The 20,178-nt window shown below is 74.1% G+C and carries 1 protein-coding gene; it reads left to right on the plus strand.

Features of this window, described 5'->3' with window-relative positions:
• The first annotated feature begins 65 nt into the window (after positions 1–65).
• Positions 66–20,135 (plus strand): type I polyketide synthase, encoded by a 20,070-nt coding sequence (locus ACWD3E_RS28810; RefSeq protein WP_451390559.1) that lies wholly within the window; start codon positions 66–68, stop codon positions 20,133–20,135.
• The last annotated feature ends 43 nt before the right edge of the window (positions 20,136–20,178 follow it).

Here is a 20,178-nt window from a genome sequence, read left to right on the forward strand (position 1 = left end):
CGCAAGTCTGAATGGATGCAACTCCCATGGCGAATGAAGACAAGCTTCGCGCATACCTCCGCCGAGTGACCGCCGAACTCGACGAGGCGCACGACCGGCTGCGGGAGGTCACCGACAAGGAGCAGGAGCCCATCGCGATCGTCGCGATGAGCTGCCGCTACCCCGGCGGAGTCGGCTCCCCCGAGGAGCTGTGGCGGCTCGTCGCATCCGGCACCGACGCCATCGCGCCCCTGCCCGCCGACCGCGGCTGGGACCTGGGGCACCTGTACGACCCGGACCCCGACGCCATGGGCCGGTCCTACGTCCGCGGCGGCGGATTCCTGCGCGAGGCCGCCGAGTTCGACGCCGGATTCTTCGGCATCTCCCCGCGCGAGGCCCTGGCCATGGACCCGCAGCAGCGCCTGCTGCTGGAGACCTCCTGGGAGGCCGTCGAACGCGCCGGCATCGACCCCGCCTCCCTCAAGGGCAGCAAGACCGCCGTCTTCGCGGGCATCAGCGGCCAGGACTACGCGGCCCTGTTCGGCACCGCCCCCGGCGAGGCCGAAGGCTACGTCGGCACCGGAACCTCGGGCAGCGTCCTCTCCGGCCGTGTCGCCTACACCCTGGGCCTGGAGGGCCCGGCGGTCACCATCGACACCGCCTGCTCCTCCTCCCTCGTCGCCCTGCACCTCGCCGCCCACGCCCTGCGCAAGGGCGACTGCACCCTCGCCCTCGCGGGCGGCGTCACGGTCATGGCGACCCCCGGCGCCCTCGTCGAGTTCTCCCGCCAGCGCGGCGTCGCCGCCGACGGCCGTTCCAAGGCGTTCTCGGCGGACGCGGACGGCATGGGCATGGCCGAGGGCGTGGGCATGCTGCTGCTGGAGCGGCTGTCGGACGCGCGGCGCAACGGACACAAGGTGCTGGCCGTCGTGCGCGGCAGCGCCGTCAACCAGGACGGTGCGTCCAACGGCCTCACGGCGCCGAACGGTCCGTCGCAGCAGCGGGTGATCCGTCAGGCGCTGGCGAACGCGCGGCTGACGGCGGCGGACGTGGACGCGGTCGAGGCGCACGGCACCGGTACCCGGCTGGGCGACCCGATCGAGGCGCAGGCCCTCCTGGCCACCTACGGCCAGGACCGTGAACTGCCCCTGTGGCTGGGGTCCATCAAGTCGAACATCGGGCACACGCAGGCCGCGGCGGGCGTGGCCGGTGTGATCAAGATGGTGATGGCGATGCGGCACGGCGTGCTGCCGCAGACGCTGCACGCGGGTGAGCGCACCGTGCAGGTCGACTGGTCCGAGGGAGCGGTCGACCTGCTGACCGAGGCACGGGACTGGCCGCGCCTCGACCGCCCGCGTCGCGCCGGTGTCTCCTCCTTCGGCATCAGCGGCACCAACGCCCACGTGGTGCTGGAGGAAGAACCGCAGGACGAACCGGCCGATGAGCCGGAGACCGTGACGGTCGACTCGCCGACGGTGCCACTGCTGCTGTCCGGCCGAACCGAGAGCGCCCTGCGTGGCCAGGCCGCCCGCCTGCACTCCCGTCTCCTGGACACGCCGGACCTGCGACTCGTCGACACTGGCCTCTCCCTGGCCACTTCCAGGTCGGCACTGGAACACCGGGCCGCCGTGGTCTCCGGGGACCGGGACGACATCCTGTCCGGGCTGGAGGCTCTGGCCGAGGGGCGGCAGGCGCCTGGTCTGTCGCAGAGCGTGGCCTCGGAGGACGGCCGGGTCGGGTTCCTCTTCACCGGGCAGGGCGCGCAGCGTGTCGGGATGGGGCGCGAACTGTACGCGGCGTTCCCGGTGTTCGCGGAGGCGTTCGATGCGGTGTGCTCGCGCTTCGAGTTCGATCGGCCGCTGAAGGACGTTGTCTTCGAGGGCGCGGCGGCGCTGGATCAGACGGTTTACACGCAGGCTGGTCTGTTTGCCCTTGAGGTCGCTCTCTTCAGGCTCCTTGAGTCGTGGGGTGTCACACCGGATGTCCTGCTGGGGCATTCGATCGGTGAGCTGGCCGCTGCGCATGTGGCGGGGGTCTGGTCGCTGGAGGACGCGTGTGCGCTGGTGGGCGCGCGTGGTCGGCTGATGCAGGCGCTGCCCGAGGGCGGCGCGATGGTGGCCGTCCAGGCGACCGAGGCCGAGGTCACCGAGGCACTGTCCGGTGTGGACACGGTGTCGATCGCCGCCCTCAACGGGCCCACGTCCGTGGTGATTTCCGGCGACGAGGATGCCGTACTGGAGATCGCGGAGCGCTTCGCTCAGCAGGGTCGCAAGACCAAGCGCCTGACGGTCTCCCACGCCTTCCACTCCCCGCGCATGGAGCCGATGCTGGCCGAGTTCCGCCGCGTCGCGGAAGGTCTGTCGTACAACGCCCCGCGCATCCCGGTCGTTTCGAACGTGACCGGTCGCCCGGCCACCGCCGAGGAACTGTGCACCCCGGACTACTGGGTACGCCACGTCCGCGAGGCGGTCCGTTTCGCGGACGGGATCAAGACGGTCGCCGAGCAGGGCGTACGTACGTTCATCGAGCTGGGCCCGGACGGTGTCCTCTCCGCGATGGGCCAGGACAGCGTCGACGCAGCCCTGTTCGTGCCCGCCCTGCGCGGCGACCGTCCCGAGACCCAGGCCCTGACCACCGCAGTCGCCCGAGTCCACGTCGAGGGAATCTCCGTCGACTGGGCGGCGTTCTTCGCGGGCCGCGGGGCCGAGCCGGTCGACCTGCCGACCTACGCCTTCCAGCGCGAGCGCTACTGGCCCGAGATCGCCGAGGGTGCCGGTTTTGCCGACCCGGTGGACGCCGCGTTCTGGGAGGCCGTCGAGCGCGCGGACGTGGCCGCGTTCGCCGACACGCTGGAGGTCGGCGAGGAGGAGCGGTCCTCGCTGGGCGCCGTCCTGCCGATGCTGGCCTCGTGGCGCAAGCGGCACCGCATGCAGTCGGCGGTGGACTCGTGGCGCTACCGGATCGTCTGGAAGCCGGTGGCACAGGCCGCGGATGCCGGACGGTCGCTCACGGGCCGTTGGGTCGTGCTGCTGCCGCAGGACCGGCGGGCCGAGGCCGTCGCGGTTCTCGGCGCGCTCGACGCGGCCGGTGCCGTAACGGTCCCGGTCGAGGTCGACACGGCCGACTGCACCGTGGCCTCGCTGCTGCCGCGGCTGCGGGACGCGGTCGCCGACTCGGCGCCGGTCGCCGGTGTGCTGTCCTTCCTCGCGCTGGACGAGACCCCGCTCCGCGAGCACCCCGAGGTCACCTCCGGACTCGCCGCCACGCTCGAACTGGTGCGGGCCCTCGGCGAGGCTGGCATCACGGCACCGCTGTGGTGCCTGACCCGGGGCGCGGTCTCGGTCGGCCGGTCCGACCGGCCGGCGAGCCCGGCACAGGCACAGACCTGGGGCCTCGGCCGCGCGGTGGCCCTGGAACACTCCGAGCGGTGGGGCGGACTGCTCGACCTGCCCGAAACCCTGGACGACCGCTCGCTGGCCCGCGTGCTGCGCGTGCTGGCCGGGGACGGGACCGAGGACCAGATCGCGGTGCGCGCCTCCGGAGTCTTCGTACGACGACTCGCCCGCGCCCCGCGCTCAGAGTCGCCGGTCGCTCCCTGGCGCCCGCGCGGCACGGTCCTGGTCACCGGCGGCACCGGCGCGCTGGGCGCCGAAGCCGCCCGCTGGCTCGCCCGCAACGGTGCCGAGCACCTGATCCTCACCAGCCGCCGGGGCCTGGCAGCCGCCGGAGCGGAGGAACTGCACCGGGAACTGGCCGAGTTGGGCCCCAAGGTCACCGTTGCCGCCTGTGACGTGGCCGACCGGGACGCACTGGCCAGGCTGCTCGCCGACATACCCGCCGAGACACCGCTCAGCGCGGTGCTGCACGCGGCGGGCGCAGGCCAGTTCACGCCCGTCGCAGACACCGACCCGGCCGAACTCGCCGCGGTCCTGCGCGCCAAGGTCGCCGGCGCCCGCCACCTGGACGAACTGCTCGGCGACACCCCGCTGGACGCCTTCGTCCTCTACTCCTCCATCTCCGCCGTCTGGGGCAGCGGCGGCCAGGGCGCCTACGCAGCCGCCAACGCCTACCTCGATGCCCTCGCCGAACAGCGCCGCGACCGCGGCCTGACCGCCACCTCCGTGGGCTGGGGCCCGTGGAGCGGCGGCGGCATGGCCGACGGCGAGGCCGAAGGCCATCTGCGCCGCCGCGGCCTGAGCCCGCTCACCCCCGAACTGGGCGTCGCCGCGCTGCGGCAGGCCGTCGAGCACGACGACGTGGCCGTCGCCGTCGCCGACGTCGACTGGGACCGCTTCGTCGCCGGCTTCACCGCCGTACGCCCCAGCCCGCTCCTCGGCGACCTGCCCGAGGTCCGCAGCGCCCTGGTCACCGAGGTGGCCGACGACGACGCCGGCTCGGACCTGACGCACCGCCTCGCCGCACTCTCCGAGGCCGAGCAGCAGCGCCTGCTCCTGGACCTGGTGCGCACCGAGACCGCCGCGGTCCTGGGCCACACCTCCCAGGACGCGGTGGAAGCAAGCCGCGCCTTCCGGGAACTCGGCTTCGACTCGCTGACCGCGGTGGAACTCCGCAACCGGCTCAACACCCACACCGGGCTGACCCTCCCGGCCACCCTCGTCTTCGACCACCCCACGCCCGCCGACCTCGCCGGACACCTCCGCGAGGAACTGGTCGGCGGCGCGGACCAGGCGCACGCCGCGCTCCCCGCGAGCGCCGCGCACACCGACGAGCCGATCGCGATCGTCGGCATGGCCTGCCGCTACCCGGGCGGTGTCTCGTCCCCGGAGGAGCTGTGGCGGCTGGTGGCCGCCGGCGCCGACGGCATCGGGGAGTTCCCCACCGACCGCGGCTGGGACCTGGACGGGATCTACCACCCCGACCCCGAGCACCCCGGTACCTCGTACACCCGCGAAGGCGGATTCCTCTACGACGCCGGCTACTTCGACGCCGGAATGTTCGGCATCTCGCCGCGCGAGGCCCTCACGATGGACCCGCAGCAGCGACTCCTCCTGGAGACCTCCTGGGAGGCGGTGGAGCGGGCCGGCATCGACCCGACCGCGCTCAAGGGCCACCCCTGTGGCGTGTTCGTCGGCTCCGGTTACCAGGGCTACGGCCTCGGCGGCGGCCAGGGCGACGACTCGGCCGAGTACTCCCTCACCGACATCTCCACCAGCGTCGCCTCCGGCCGTATCTCCTACGCCCTCGGCCTCGAAGGCCCGGCCGTCACCGTCGACACCGCCTGCTCCTCCTCCCTCGTCGCCCTGCACCTCGCCGCGCAGGCGCTGCGCTCGGGGGAGTGCACGCTCGCGCTGGCCGGCGGTGTCGCCGTGATGCCGACCGCCAGCACGTTCGTCGAGTTCTCCCGCCAGCGCGGCCTCGCGGCCGACGGCCGCTGCAAGTCCTTCGCGGACGGGGCGGACGGCACCGGCTGGGGCGAGGGCGCGGGCATGCTGCTGCTGGAGCGGCTGTCCGACGCCGAGCGCAACGGGCATCGGGTCCTGGCGGTGGTGCGGGGCAGCGCCGTCAACCAGGACGGTGCGTCCAACGGGCTTACGGCGCCGAACGGTCCGTCGCAGCAGCGGGTGATCCGGCAGGCGCTGGCCAACGCGCGGCTCACGACGGCCGATGTCGACGCGGTCGAGGCGCACGGCACGGGTACGACGCTGGGCGACCCGATCGAGGCGCAGGCCCTCCTCGCCACCTACGGCCAGGGCCGGCCCGAGGACCGGCCGCTGTGGCTGGGGTCCATCAAGTCGAACATCGGGCACACCCAGGCCGCCGCCGGTGTCGCCGGCATCATCAAGATGGTGATGGCGATGCGGCACGGCGTGCTGCCGCAGACCCTGCACGTCGACCAGCCCTCGCAGCAGGTCGACTGGTCCGCGGGTGCGGTCGAGCTGCTGACCGAAGCTCGGGAATGGCCGGAGACCGGGCGCCCGCGGCGTGCCGCCGTGTCCTCCTTCGGCATCAGCGGCACCAACGCCCACACCATCATCGAGCAGGCCCCCGACACCCCGACGACCACGCCGGAAACACCCGTCGTGGCATCGCCGGTGGTGCCCTGGGTCCTGTCCGGCCGCACCGAAGCCGCACTGCGCGGCCAGGCACGGCGACTGAAGGACTGGCTGGAAGCACACCCCGAGTCCTCCCTCGCCGACGTGGGCCACGCACTGGCCGACTCGCGGGCGGCACTTGAGGACCGCGCCGGGCTCGTGGCCGGAGACCGGGACGAACTCCTCGCCGGGTTGGCCGCGTTGGCCGAGGGCGAGCGCATGCCGGGGCTCGTGCGTGGGTCGGTCGTCGACGGCGGCCGAGTCGGGTTCCTGTTCACGGGACAGGGTGCCCAGCGTGTCGGGATGGGCCGTGAGCTGTATGCCGCGTTCCCGGTGTTCGCGGAGGCGTTCGACGCGATCTGCGCACGGTTCGACGGGGAGTTGGACCGGCCGCTGAAGGACGTCGTGTTCGAGGACGCGGCGGCCCTGGACCAGACGGTTTACACGCAGGCCGGTCTGTTCGCCCTTGAGGTCGCTCTTTTCCGGCTCGTGGAGTCGTGGGGTGTGACGCCGGATGTCCTGCTGGGGCATTCGATCGGTGAGTTGGCCGCCGCGCATGTGGCGGGGGTGTGGTCGCTGGAGGACGCGTGTGCGCTGGTGGGCGCGCGTGGTCGGCTGATGCAGGCGCTGCCCGAGGGCGGCGCGATGGTGGCCCTGCAGGCGACCGAGGCTGAAGTCGCCGAGGCGCTGACCGACCGGGACGACGCGGTGTCGATCGCCGCCCTCAACGGGCCCATGTCTGTGGTGATTTCGGGTGACGAACCCCAGGTACTGGAGATCGCTGCCGGTTTCGCGGAGCAGGGGCGCAAGACCAAGCGCCTGACGGTCTCCCACGCCTTCCACTCGCCCCGCATGGAGCCGATGCTGGCGGAGTTCCGCCGGGTCGCGGAGGGTCTGTCGTACAACGCCCCGCGCATCCCGGTCGTCTCCAACGTGACCGGTCGTCCGGCCACCGCCGAGGAACTGTGCACCCCGGACTACTGGGTACGCCATGTCCGCGAGGCGGTCCGCTTCGCGGACGGGATCAAGACGGCCGCCGAGCAGGGCGTACGTACGTTCATCGAGCTGGGCCCGGACGCCGTCCTCTCCGCGATGGGCCAGGACAGCACGGACAACGCGCTCTTCACCCCCTCCCTCCGCGCCGACCGCCCCGAAGCGCAGACCGTGACCACGGCTGTCACCCAGGCGCACGTCCGCGGAGTCACCGTCGACTGGTCGGCGTTCTTCGCGGGCTGGGGCACGCGCCCGGTGGAGTTGCCGACGTATGCCTTCCAGCGGGAGCTGTACTGGACGGTGTCGGAGCCGGTCGGGGCCACTGACCGGGTCGATCCGGTGGACCAGGCGTTCTGGGACGCCGTGGAGCGGGCCGATGTCGCCGGCGTCGCCGAGACCTTGCAGGTCGGTGCGGCCGAGCGGGACTCGCTGAGCGCGGTGCTGCCGGTGCTGTCCGCTTGGCGCCAGCGGCACCGCACGGAGTCGGTCGTCGACTCGTGGCGTTACCGGGTCACCTGGAAGCCGGTGCCGGAGGCCGGCGCCGCCGTGCCGACCGGGACCTGGCTCCTGGTCGTGCCCGAGGAGCGGCGCGGCGACGAGTGGGTCGAGGCCCTCCTGCCCGTCATGGACGGGCGCGGGGCGCGGACCGTCGTCCTGACCGTCGGCGCGGATGACGCCGACCGCGCGGGGCTGGCGGCCCGGCTGTCCGAACTGTCCGCGGCCGAGGGGCCCGTCAGCGGGGTGCTGTCGTTCCTCGCGCTGGACGAGACCGCCCGCCCGCAGCACCCCGGGGTGACCGCGGGCCTGTGGTCCACCCTGGAACTCGTACGGGCCCTCGGGGACGCGGAGGTCACGGCACCGCTGTGGTGTCTGACGCGGGGCGCGGTGTCGGTGGGCCGGTCCGACCGGCTGGCGAGTGCCGCCCAGGCGCAGGCCTGGGGCCTCGGCCGGGTCGTGGGGCTGGAGCACCCCGACCGGTGGGGCGGTCTGGTCGACGTACCGGAGACGGCCGACGAGCAGGCGCTGCGGCGGCTGCTCGGGGTGCTGGCCGACAGTGGCGACGAGGACCAGGTGGCGGTGCGCGCCTCGGGCGTGTTCGTACGCCGGCTCGCCCACGCTCCTCGTCGTACGGCGGACGGGTCGCCGTGGCGTCCGCGCGGCACCGTGCTGGTGACCGGCGGTACGGGTGCGCTGGGCGCCGAGGTCGCCCGCTGGCTCGCCCGCAACGGTGCCGAGCACCTGATCCTCACCAGCCGTCGGGGCCTCGAGGCTCCTGGCGCCGAGGAACTGCGCCAGGAGCTGACCGCACTCGGTACCGAAGTGACCGTGGCGGCCTGTGATGTCGCGGACCGGGAGGCGCTGGCGGACCTGCTGGCGGCCCTGCCCACAGAGCGGCCGGTGCGGGCGGTGGTGCACGCCGCCGGCGTCGGCCAGTACACCCCGCTCGCCGCCATGGACGGCGACGAGTTCGCGCGCGTGGTGACCGGCAAGGTCGCCGGCGCCCGTAACCTGCACGAGCTGCTCCACGACACGCCGCTGGACGCGTTCGTCCTGTTCTCCTCCGTCTCCGGTATCTGGGGCAGCGGCGGCCAGGGCGCCTACGCTGCGGCCAACGCCTACCTGGACGCCCTGGCCCAGCAGCGCCGCGACGCCGGCCAGGCCGCGACCGCGCTCGCCTGGGGCCCCTGGGCCGAGGTCGGCCTCGCGGCGGCGGACGCCAGCGGTGAGGCGCAGTTGCGCCGTGGCGGTCTGCTGCCGCTGGCCCCGGCGTCGGCCATCGCCGCCCTCCAGCAGGCCATGGACGGTGACGACACCGCGCTGACCATCGCCGACGTGGTGTGGGAGCAGTTCCTGCCCGGCTTCGCCGTCGCCCGGCCCCGGCCGCTCATCGGTGACCTGCCGGCCGTCCGCAAGGTGCTGGACGAGGAACGCCCCAACGACACCGACCTCGCGGACTCCGCGCTCGCCCGCCGGCTGCGCGGCCTGTCCGAGGCGGAGCGCGGGCGGGCGCTTCTGGAGCTGGTCCGTTCCGAGGTGGCGGCCGTGCTGGGCCACGCCTCGTCGGACGCCGTGGCCGCCGAACGCCCGTTCAAGGAGCTGGGCTTCGACTCGCTGACCGCCGTCGAGTTCCGCAACCAGCTGAACTCCGCGACGGGCCTCACCCTGCCCTCGACGCTCGTGTACGACTTCCCGACCGCGGCCGTCCTGGCCGAGCATCTGGGCCGCGAACTGCGGGGCGTGGGCGCGGAGTCCGGGGCCGGCGCGCCCGTCGTCGCCGTCGGAGCCGCCGACGAGCCGATCGCGATCGTCGGCATGGCCTGCCGCTACCCCGGCGGCGTCTCCTCGCCGGAGGAGCTGTGGCGCCTGGTCGCCGAAGGCGTCGACGGCATCGGGGAGTTCCCCACCGACCGCGGCTGGGACCTGGAGAAGCTGTACGACCCGGACCCGGACCGGCCCGGGACCTCGTACGTCCGCGAAGGCGGCTTCCTCTACCGGGCGGGTGACTTCGACCCCGGCCTGTTCGGGATCAGCCCGCGCGAGGCGCTGGCCATGGACCCGCAGCAGCGGCTCCTGCTGGAGGCCTCCTGGGAGGTCTTCGAGCACGCCGGCATCAACCCGGCCACCCTGCGCGGCAGCAGGACCGGCGTGTTCGCCGGCTGCGGCTACCAGGGGTACGGCGCCGGATTCGACACCGCGGCGGAGAGCGTCGAGGGCTACGCCATGACCGGCGCCTCGGCCAGCGTGGTGTCCGGCCGCGTGGCGTACACCTTCGGTCTGGAGGGCCCGGCCGTCACCGTCGACACCGCGTGCTCCTCCTCGCTGGTCGCCCTGCACCTGGCCGTGCAGGCGCTGCGCTCGGGTGAGTGCACGCTCGCGCTGGCCGGCGGCGTCACGGTGATGCCGACCGCGGGCACCTTCGTCCAGTTCTCCCGGCAGCGCGGCCTCGCCGCCGACGGCCGCTGCAAGTCCTTCGCGGATGCGGCGGACGGCACCGGCTGGGGCGAAGGCGCCGGTGTCCTGCTGGTGGAACGGCTGTCGGACGCCCGGCGCAACGGGCACCGGGTCCTGGCGATCGTGCGCGGCAGCGCGGTCAACCAGGACGGCGCCTCGAACGGCCTCACGGCGCCGAACGGTCCGTCGCAGCAGCGGGTGATCCGTCAGGCCCTCGCCAACGCTCAGCTCACGACCGCCGATGTCGACGCCGTCGAGGCGCACGGCACGGGTACGACGCTGGGTGACCCGATCGAGGCGCAGGCGCTGCTCGCCACCTACGGCCAGGACCGGCCCGAGGAACGGCCGCTGTGGCTCGGCTCGGTGAAGTCCAACATCGGCCACGCGCAGGCGGCTGCCGGTGTCGCCGGTGTCATCAAGATGGTCATGGCCATCCGGCACGGCGTGCTCCCGCAGACCCTGCACGTGGACGAGCCCTCCCACCAGGTGGACTGGTCCGCAGGCGCCGTGGAACTGCTGACCGAGGCACAGCCCTGGCCGGCCCTCGACCGTCCGCGCCGCGCGGGCGTCTCCTCCTTCGGTATCAGCGGCACCAACGCGCACGTCGTCCTGGAACAGGCACCGCAGACGGAGGCCGCCGAGGAACCGGAAGCGGTCACCGTGGGTTCGCCGGCGATCCCCTGGATCCTGTCCGGCAAGACCGCCAAGGCCCTGCGCGCCCAGGCCGCACGCCTGCACGCGTACTTGCTGGACCGTCCGGAGCTGAAGCCGCTCGACGTGGCGCTGTCTCTGGCCACCTCCCGCATGGCCCTCGAACACCGGGCCGCAGCGGTCGCCTCGGACCGCGACGAACTCCTTGCGTCTCTGAACTCGCTTGCTCAGGACGTTAGTTCGGCGGCCCTGTTCGAGGGTGCCGCTGTGGAGGACGGGCGCGTCGGGTTCCTGTTCACGGGGCAGGGCGCGCAGCGTGTCGGGATGGGCCGCGAACTGTACGCCGCGTTCCCGGTGTTCGCTGAGGCCTTCGACGCGGTGTGCGCGCGGTTCGACGCGGAGCTGGACCGGCCGCTGAAGGACGTCGTCTTCGAGGACGCGAGCGCGCTGGACCAGACCGTCTACACCCAGGCGGCCCTCTTCGCCCTGGAGATATCCCTCTTCAGGCTCCTTGAGTCGTGGGGTGTGACGCCGGACGTTCTGCTGGGTCACTCGATCGGTGAGCTGGCTGCCGCGCATGTGGCGGGCGTCTGGTCGCTGGAGGACGCATGTGTGCTGGTCGCGGCGCGTGGCCGGCTGATGCAGGCGCTGCCCGAGGGCGGCGCGATGATGGCGGTCCAGGCCACCGAGGCCGAAGTCGCCGAGGCGCTGACCGGTGTGGCCACGGTCTCGATTGCTGCCCTCAACGGGCCCACGTCCGTGGTGATTTCGGGCGACGAAGACCAGGTGCTGGAGCTGGCTGCCCGTTTCGCCGAGCAGGGTCGAAAGACCAAGCAGCTGACGGTCTCCCACGCCTTCCACTCGCCCCGCATGGAGCCGATGCTGGCGGAGTTCCGCCGGGTCGCGGAGGGGCTGTCGTACAACGCCCCGCGTATTGCGGTCGTCTCGAACGTGACCGGTCGTCCGGCCACCGCCGAGGAACTGTGTTCCCCGGACTACTGGGTGCGCCACGTCCGCGAGGCGGTCCGCTTCGCGGACGGGGTCAAGGTGCTCGCCGAGCAGGGCGTACGCACCCTCATCGAGCTCGGTCCGGACGGCGTCCTGTCCGCGATGGGCCAGGACAGCATCGACGGGCTCTTCATCCCCTCCCTCCGTGCCGACCGACCCGAGTCGCACACGCTCACCTCGGCCCTCGCGCAGGCGCATGTCGAGGGTGTCGCGGTGGACTGGGCCGCGTTCTTCGCGGGCCGAGGGGCCGGGACGGTCGAGCTGCCGACGTACGCCTTCCAGCACCAGCGGTACTGGCTGGAAGTCGGTGTCTCCGCGAGCAATGTCGAGCTGGCGGGCATGAGCGCCGCGGACCATCCGCTGCTGGGTGCGGCGGTGGAGACCCCCAATACCGGTGGGCTGTTGTTCACCGGCCGGCTGTCGCTGGACACGCATCCCTGGCTGGCGGACCACTCCGTCCTGGGCTCGGTGCTGCTGCCCGGCACCGCCTTCGTGGAGCTGGCCATCCGGGCCGGGGACCAGGTCGACTGCGGTCAACTGGAGGAACTGACTCTGGAGGCGCCGCTGCTGTTGCCCGAACGCGGCGCGGTGCAGGTGCAGTTGGCGGTCGGCGGGCCGGACGGCTCCGGCGCCCGGGCGCTGAGCATCCACTCCCGTACGGCGGGCCAGGCCTGGACGCGGCACGCGAGCGGACGGCTGGCTCCGGCCGGGCCGGTACCGCCGGCCGAGTCGGGGACCTGGCCGCCGGCGGACGCGGCTGCGGTGGCGATCGAGGGGCTGTACGACGCGTTCGGCGCCGCGGGACTGGAGTACGGGCCCGCGTTCCAGGGCGTGCGCGCGGTGTGGACGCGGCCCGGTGAGGTGTACGCCGAGGTCGCGCTGGACGAGGCGGTCGCGGATGCGGCCGGCGAGTTCGGGCTGCACCCGGCGCTGCTGGACGCGGCACTGCACGCGGTCGGCCTCGGTGATCTGGTCGAGGGAACCGGCCAGGCGCGGCTGCCCTTCGCCTGGTCGGGTGTGAGCCTGCACGCCGCGGGCGCACGCTCGGTGCGGGTGCGGCTGTCCCGGGTCGGCACGGACACGGTGTCCCTCACGGTCACCGACCGGGCCGGTGTGCCGGTTGCGACCGTCGACGCGCTGACCCTGCGGCCGGTGCACGCCGGTCAGCTGGACGCGGCTCGGGGTGGTGGCCGGGAGTCCCTGTTCCGGGTGGACTGGGCGGCGCTGCCCGAGCGGCAGCAGCCGGCAGACGGCGCGGTCCGCTCCTGGGCCGTCGTGGGCGACGACGCGTTCGGTGTCGCCGCCGCGTTCGACCCGGACGGTACCGGGCTGGACCTACGTCCGGACCTCGCCGCCCTCGACGGGCCGGTGCCCGACGTGGTGTTCGCCTGTGTAACCGGCGGCGAGGCCGCGGTCGATGGGGTGCACGATGCGGCCATGACCGCGCTGACGCTGGTGCAGTCGTGGCTGGCCGAGGAGCGGTTCGCGTCCTCGCGGCTGGTCCTGGTGACCCGGGGCGCCGTCGGGGACGGGCTGTCCGACCTGGCGGGTGCGGCGGTGTGGGGTCTGGTGCGCTCGGCGCAGTCGGAGAACCCCGGCCGCTTCGTCCTCCTCGACCTGGACGGGGGAGCCTTCCCCGTCGAGTTGCTGAGCGCGGCGCTGGGCGCCGACGAACCCCAGCTGGCCGTGCGCGAGGGCGGTGTCCTGGTGCCGAGGCTGGCCCGGGTGACGGCCCCCGCCGAGACCGCCCCGGTCGCGGCCGAGAGCGACGGCACGGTGCTGGTGACCGGCGGTACGGGTGCCCTCGGCGCGGTGCTCGCACGGCATCTGGTGACCGAGCGCGGCGTACGGCGGCTGCTGCTGACCAGCCGACGTGGCGAGGCCGCGCCGGGTGTGGCCGAACTGGTCGCCGAACTCACGGAGTTGGGTGCGTCCGTGCGTATCGCCGCGGTGGACGTGGCCGACCGGGAGGCGCTGGCCGAGGTGCTGGCCGGGATTCCGGCCGAGCATCCGCTGACCGGCGTGGTGCACGCCGCCGGTGTCACCGACGACGGAGTGGTCGGCGCGCTGACCGAGCAGCGGATGGCGGCCGTACTGCGGCCCAAGGCGGACGGCGCGTGGAACCTGCACGAGCTGACGCGGGACGCGCACCTCACCTCCTTCGTGCTCTTCTCGTCCGTGGCGGGCGTCATGGGCGGCGCCGGACAGGCCAACTACGCGGCGGCGAACGCCTTCCTGGACGCCCTCGCCCAGCTGCGCACCGCCTCCGGCCTGCCCGGCCAGTCCCTGGCCTGGGGACCGTGGGACGAGGCCGGCGGCATGGCGGACGCGCTGACCGACACCGACCGGCAGCGGATGGCCCGCTCGGGCCTGTACCCGCTGTCCGCCGGGCAGGGCACCTCGCTGTTCGACCGCGCCGCTGCCGTCGACGAGCCCGTCCTGGTGCCCATGCACCTCGACCTCGGCACCCCGGGCACCGCCCCGGACCCCGCCGACGTACCGGCCCTGCTGCGGGGCCTGGTGCGCGGGCCCGCCCGGCGCCGGCTCGCCGCCGAGGAGTCCGCCACCGGCTCGGCGCTGGCCCAGGGCCTTGCCGGGCTCGACCCGGAGGAGCAGGAGCGGCGGCTGCTGGAGCTGGTCCGCACCCATGTGGCCGCGGTACTGGGCCACGCCTCCGCGGACGACGTCGACGCCGAACAGGCCTTCCGGGACGCCGGGTTCGACTCGCTGACCGCCGTCGAGCTGCGCAACCGGCTCACCAAGGCCGCCGGGCTGCGCCTGCCCGCGACCCTGGTCTTCGACTACCCGACGCCGCTGGCGCTGGCCCGGATGCTGCGCGACGAACTCCTCGGCGCGGAGCCGGAGGCGACGCCGCCCACCGGCAGCGTCGCCGCCCCGGCCGCCGACGAGCCCATCGCGATCATCGGCATGGCCTGCCGCTACCCGGGCGGGGTGAACTCCCCGGACGAGCTGTGGCAGCTGGTCGCCACCGGCACCGACGGCGTGGGTGTCTTCCCCGCCGACCGCGGCTGGGACGTCGAGTCGCTGTACGACCCGGAGCTGTCCCGCCCCGACACCTCGTACACCAACGAGGGCGGATTCCTCTACGACGCCACCAAGTTCGACCCGGCCTTCTTCGGCATCAGCCCGCGCGAGGCCCTGGTGATGGACCCGCACCAGCGGCTGCTGCTGGAGACCTCCTGGGAGGCCATCGAACACGCGGGCATCGACCCGACCACCCTCAAGGGCAGCCGTACCGGCGTGTTCGCCGGCGTGATGTACCACGACTACGGCGTGCTCGTGGCGCAGGCCTCCGACGCGGACACCGAAGGCGACGTCGGCGGCGCCGGCAGCTCCGGAAGCGTGGCCTCCGGCCGGGTGTCGTACACCCTCGGCCTGGAGGGCCCGGCGGTCACCATCGACACCGCCTGCTCCTCGTCGCTGGTCACCCTGCACCTGGCCGCGCAGGCGCTGCGGTCGGGGGAGTGCTCGATGGCCCTCGCCGGCGGCGTGACCGTCATGTCCACCCCGCGCACCTTCGTCGAGTTCTCCCGGCAGCGCGCGCTCTCCCCGGACGGGCGCAGCAAGTCCTTCTCGGACGACGCCGACGGCACCGGCTGGGGCGAGGGCGTCGGCATGCTGCTCGTGGAGCGGCTCTCCGACGCCCGCCGCAACGGCCACCCGGTCCTGGCGATCGTGCGCGGCAGCGCCGTCAACCAGGACGGCGCCTCCAACGGGCTCACCGCCCCGAACGGACCGGCCCAGCAGCGCGTGATCCGACAGGCGCTGGACAACGCCGGACTGTCCGTGGCGGACGTCGACACGGTCGAGGCGCACGGCACCGGCACCAAGCTGGGCGACCCGATCGAGGCGCAGGCCCTGCTCGCCACCTACGGGCGGCGCGAGGCGGACGTCGAACCGCTGTACCTCGGCTCCATCAAGTCCAACATCGGCCACGCACAGGCCGCCGCGGGCGCCGCCGGCATCATCAAGATGGTGATGGCGCTGCGCCACGGAACGCTGCCGCGCACCCTGCACGTCGGCCGGCCGACCGCCCAGGTCGACTGGGAGTCCGGGGCGGTGGAACTGCTCACCGAGGCACGCGACTGGCCCGCCGTGGACCGGCCGCGCCGGGCGGCCGTGTCGTCCTTCGGCGTCAGCGGTACGAACGCGCACATCATCCTGGAGGAACCCGCCCCCGGGGACCGGCTCCCCGCCGCCCACGGGCGGAACGCAGACGACGCGGACACGGCACCGGTCGTGCCCTGGCTGCTGTCCGCCAAGACCGCGGCGGGCCTGCGTGCCCAGGCCGCCCGGCTGCGGGCCCACCTGGAACGGCACCCGGAGCTGCGCCCGCTGGACGTGGGCCACTCGCTGCTCACCGGCCGTACCGTCTTCGACCACCGCGCGGTCGTGGTGGGCGCGGAAGGCGCCGAGTTCCTGGAGCGGCTGGCCGCCCTCGCCGACGGCCGGGAGCTGCCCGGAGTGGTCCGCGGCGGCCCCGGCGCCGGTACCCGCAGCGGTCCGGTGTTCGTCTTCCCCGGCCAGGGCACCCAGTGGCTCGGCATGGGGCTCGAACTGCTCGAGACCTCCCCGGTGTTCGCCGAGCGGATGGCGGAGTGCGCCGCCGCGTTCGCCCCGTTCCTCGACTGGTCCCTGATGGACGCCCTGCGCGGCGTGCCCGGGGCACCCGACCTCGACCGGGTGGACGTGGTCCAGCCGGTGCTGTTCGCGGTGATGGTGTCGCTCGCCGAACTGTGGCGCGCGCACGGCGTTCGGCCCTCGGCCGTCGTCGGCTACTCGCAGGGCGAGATCGCCGCCGCCTGCTTCGTGGGCGCGCTCTCCCTGGAGGACGCGGCCCGCGTGGTCGCGCTGCGCAGCCGCATGCTCGCCGAGAAGCTGGCCGGCCGCGGTGGTGTCGCCACCGTGATGATCTCCGCGGACGAGGCGGCTCGCCGCGTCGCCCGCTGGGACCGGGCCCTGTCCGTGGCCGGCATCAACGGCCCCAAGGCCGTCACCATCGCCGGCGACGAGCACGCGCTCGCCGAACTGGTCGCCGAGTGCGAGGCGGACGGCATCCGGGTGCGGGTCATCCCCGCCTCGGTGCCCAGCCACTGCCCGCAGGTCGAGCCGCTGCGCGAACCCCTGCTGGAACAGCTCGCCCCGGTGACCGCCCGGTCGACGGACATCCCGTTCTACTCGACGGTGACCGGCGAGATCATCGACACCGCCGAACTGACCGCCGAGTACTGGTACCGCAACATGCGCGGCACCGTGCTCTACGAGCCCGTCGTCCAACGGCTGCTCGCGGACGGGTACCGCACGTTCCTGGAGAGCGCCCCGCACCCGATGCTGACGGTCGCGGTGCAGCAGATCGACAGCGACGTCACCGTGATCGGCACGATCCGCCGCCGGGAGGGCGGCCTCGACCGCTTCCTCGCCTCCCTGGGCGAGGCGCATGTCGCGGGCCTGCCCGTCGACTGGCAGCCGGTCTTCGCGGACCGGGGCGCCCGCCAGGTGCCCCTGCCCGCCTACGCCTTCCAGCACCAGTCGTACTGGCCGACGCTGCTGCCCGCGACCGCCGGTGACGTCACCGCGGCCGGACTGGCCGCCGCCGACCATCCGCTGCTCGGCGCCACGGTGGAACTGCCCGACTCCGGCGGCCTGCTGTTCACCGGACGGCTGTCGCTCGACACCCACCCCTGGCTCGCCGACCACGCCGTCGCCGGAGTGGTGCTGGTACCCGGCACCGCCCTCGTCGAGCTGGCCGTCCGCGCCGGCGACCACGTCGGCTGCGACCGGCTGGACGAACTCACCATCGAAGCCCCGCTGGTGCTGCCCGAACGCGGCGCCGTCCAGGTCCGGCTGACCGTCGGCGAGGCCGACACCACCGGCCGCCGCCCGCTGACCGTCCACTCCCGCCCCGCGGGCGCCCAGGACACGGCGACCGGCGAACCCTGGACCCGCCACGCCACCGGTCTGCTCGCCGTCGACGGCGCGCCCGCCCCCGCCGGGACGGGCGTCTGGCCGCCCGCCGGTGCCGTCCCCGTCCCCGTGGACGGCCTGTACGAGCGACTCGCGGTCGACGGCGTCGACTACGGCCCGGCGTTCCAGGGCCTGCGCGCCATCTGGCAGGACGGCGAGGACGTACTCGCCGAAGTCGCCCTCGACCAGCAGACCGGCGCCGACGCCGCACGCTTCGGGCTGCACCCGGCGCTGCTGGACGCCGCCCTGCACGCGATCGGCCCCGGCGGACTGCTCACCGACCAGGACAGCATCCGGCTGCCCTTCTCCTGGGCCGGCGTGTCCCTGTACGCGACCGGCGCGGCAGCGCTGCGCGTCCGCCTGTCGCCGGCCGGCCCGGACACGGTGTCCCTCACCGTCGCCGACGCCTCCGGCGCACCCGTCGCCTCGGTGGAGTCGCTGGTGCTGCGCCCGGTGACGGCCCAGACGTTCGCGGGCGCCCGCGCCGGGCACCACGACAAGCTGTTCCGGCTCGACTGGGCGGCCCTGCCCGAGCCGTCCGCCCGCCCGGCCGTGGCGCCGGGCTCCTGGGCGGTCCTCGGCTCCGACGAGCTGCGTCTCGCCGAGAACCTCAAGGCCGCCGGCATCCCGACGGGTGCCCACCCCGACTTGGCCGCGCTCGCCGAAGCCATCGGCGCGGGCGCCCCGGTGCCCGAGGTGGTCCTGGTGGCCGCCGGCGGATCGCGGACGCCGCAGCAGCCGGGCGCGGAGGGCCCCGAGTCGCCGGACGCGGTGCACACCGCCGCGCACGACGCGCTGGGCCTGGCCCAGTCCTGGCTCGCCGAGCCACGCCTGGCCACCGCCCGGCTGGTCGTGGTGACGTGTGGCGCGGTCGCCGCGCACCCCGAGGACAGCGTGCCCGACCTCGCCGGCGCCACCGTGTGGGGACTGGTCCGGTCGGCACAGACCGAGAACCCGGACCGGTTCGTCCTCGTCGACCTCGACGACCAGGAACCCTCCTGGCGAGCCCTACCCGCCGCCGTCGCCGCCGGCGAACCCCAACTCGCCCTGCGCGACGGCACCGCGCACGCCGCCCGCCTCACCCGGGTCACCGCCTCGCTGCCTGACCCGGCCGGGCCGGACGCAGCGGCGGACGGTACGGGAACGGGCCTTGCCGCCCGCCCCGACGGCACCGTCCTGATCACCGGCGGCACCGGCGCCCTCGGCAGCCTGGTCGCCCGCCACCTGGTCACCGACCGCGGCGTCCGCAACCTGCTGCTCACCAGCAGGCGCGGCCCGGCCGCCGACGGCGCCGCCGAACTGGCGGCGGAGCTCACGGAGCTGGGTGCCCGCGTCAAGATCGCCGCCTGCGACACCGCCGACCGGGAGGCGCTGGCCGCCCTGCTGGCCGGCATCCCCGCAGAGCACCCGCTGACCGCCGTGGTGCACGCAGCCGGCGTGCTCGACGACGGCGTGATCGGCTCCCTCACCCCCGAGCGGGTGGACCGGGTGCTGCGCCCCAAGGTGGACGCCGCCTGGCACCTCCACACCCTCACCCGGGACCTGGAGCTGTCGGCGTTCGTCCTGTTCTCCTCCGCGGCCGGCGTCTTCGGCGGCCCCGGCCAGGGCAACTACGCGGCGGCCAACGCCTACCTGGACGCCCTGGCGGGCCACCGCCGGGCGCGCGGGCTGGCGGCCACCTCCCTCGCCTGGGGCCTGTGGGCCGACGAGGCCGGCATCAACAGCGGCATGGCCGACACCATCGGCGACGTCGACGTACGCCGTATGGCCCGCTCCGGCATGACCGGCCTGTCCGCCACGGAGGGCCTGGCCCTGCTGGACCTCGCCGACACCCTGGACGAGGCGCTGCTGGTGCCGACCCGCCTCGACCTGGCGCCGGGCGGGGGCACGGGCGCCGTACCGCCGCTGCTGCGCGACCTGGTCCGCCCGGCCCGGCGCACCGCACAGGAGCAGACCGACGCGGACGGCACCGCGCTGCGGGGCAGGCTCCTGGGCGTACCCGCCGAGGACCGCGTCCGGGTGCTGCTCGACGTGGTCCGCGGCCAGGTCGCCGACGTCCTCGGCCACACCTCCGCGGACGCCATCGAGCCCGACCAGGCCTTCAGCGAACTCGGCTTCGACTCGCTGACCGCCGTGGAACTGCGCAACCGGCTCAACCAGGTCACCGGGCTGCGGCTCACCGCGACCGTGGTCTTCGACCACCCCAACCCCGACCGGCTCGCGGAACGGCTCCTCGCCGACCTGGACCTGGAGGAGCCCACGGCGACGGCACCGCTGCTCGCCGAACTCGCCCGGATGGAGTCGGTCCTCTCCGCGATCACCCCGGACGCCCTCGCCGAGGTCGCCCCGGACGACACCGCCCACGAAGAGGTCACCGTGCGGCTGCAGACGCTGCTCGCCAAGTGGAGCCGCTTCCGCACCGAGCCGGAGCCCGCGGAGACCACGCGCAGCCTGGAGACGGCCACCGCCGACGAGCTGTTCGACTTCATCGACGGCGAACTCGGGGAGCTGTGACGAGATGACCCGCACCTTTGACAACAACTCGCGAGGAGCGACG

This window comes from Streptomyces sp. NPDC002676 (assembly GCF_053592455.1).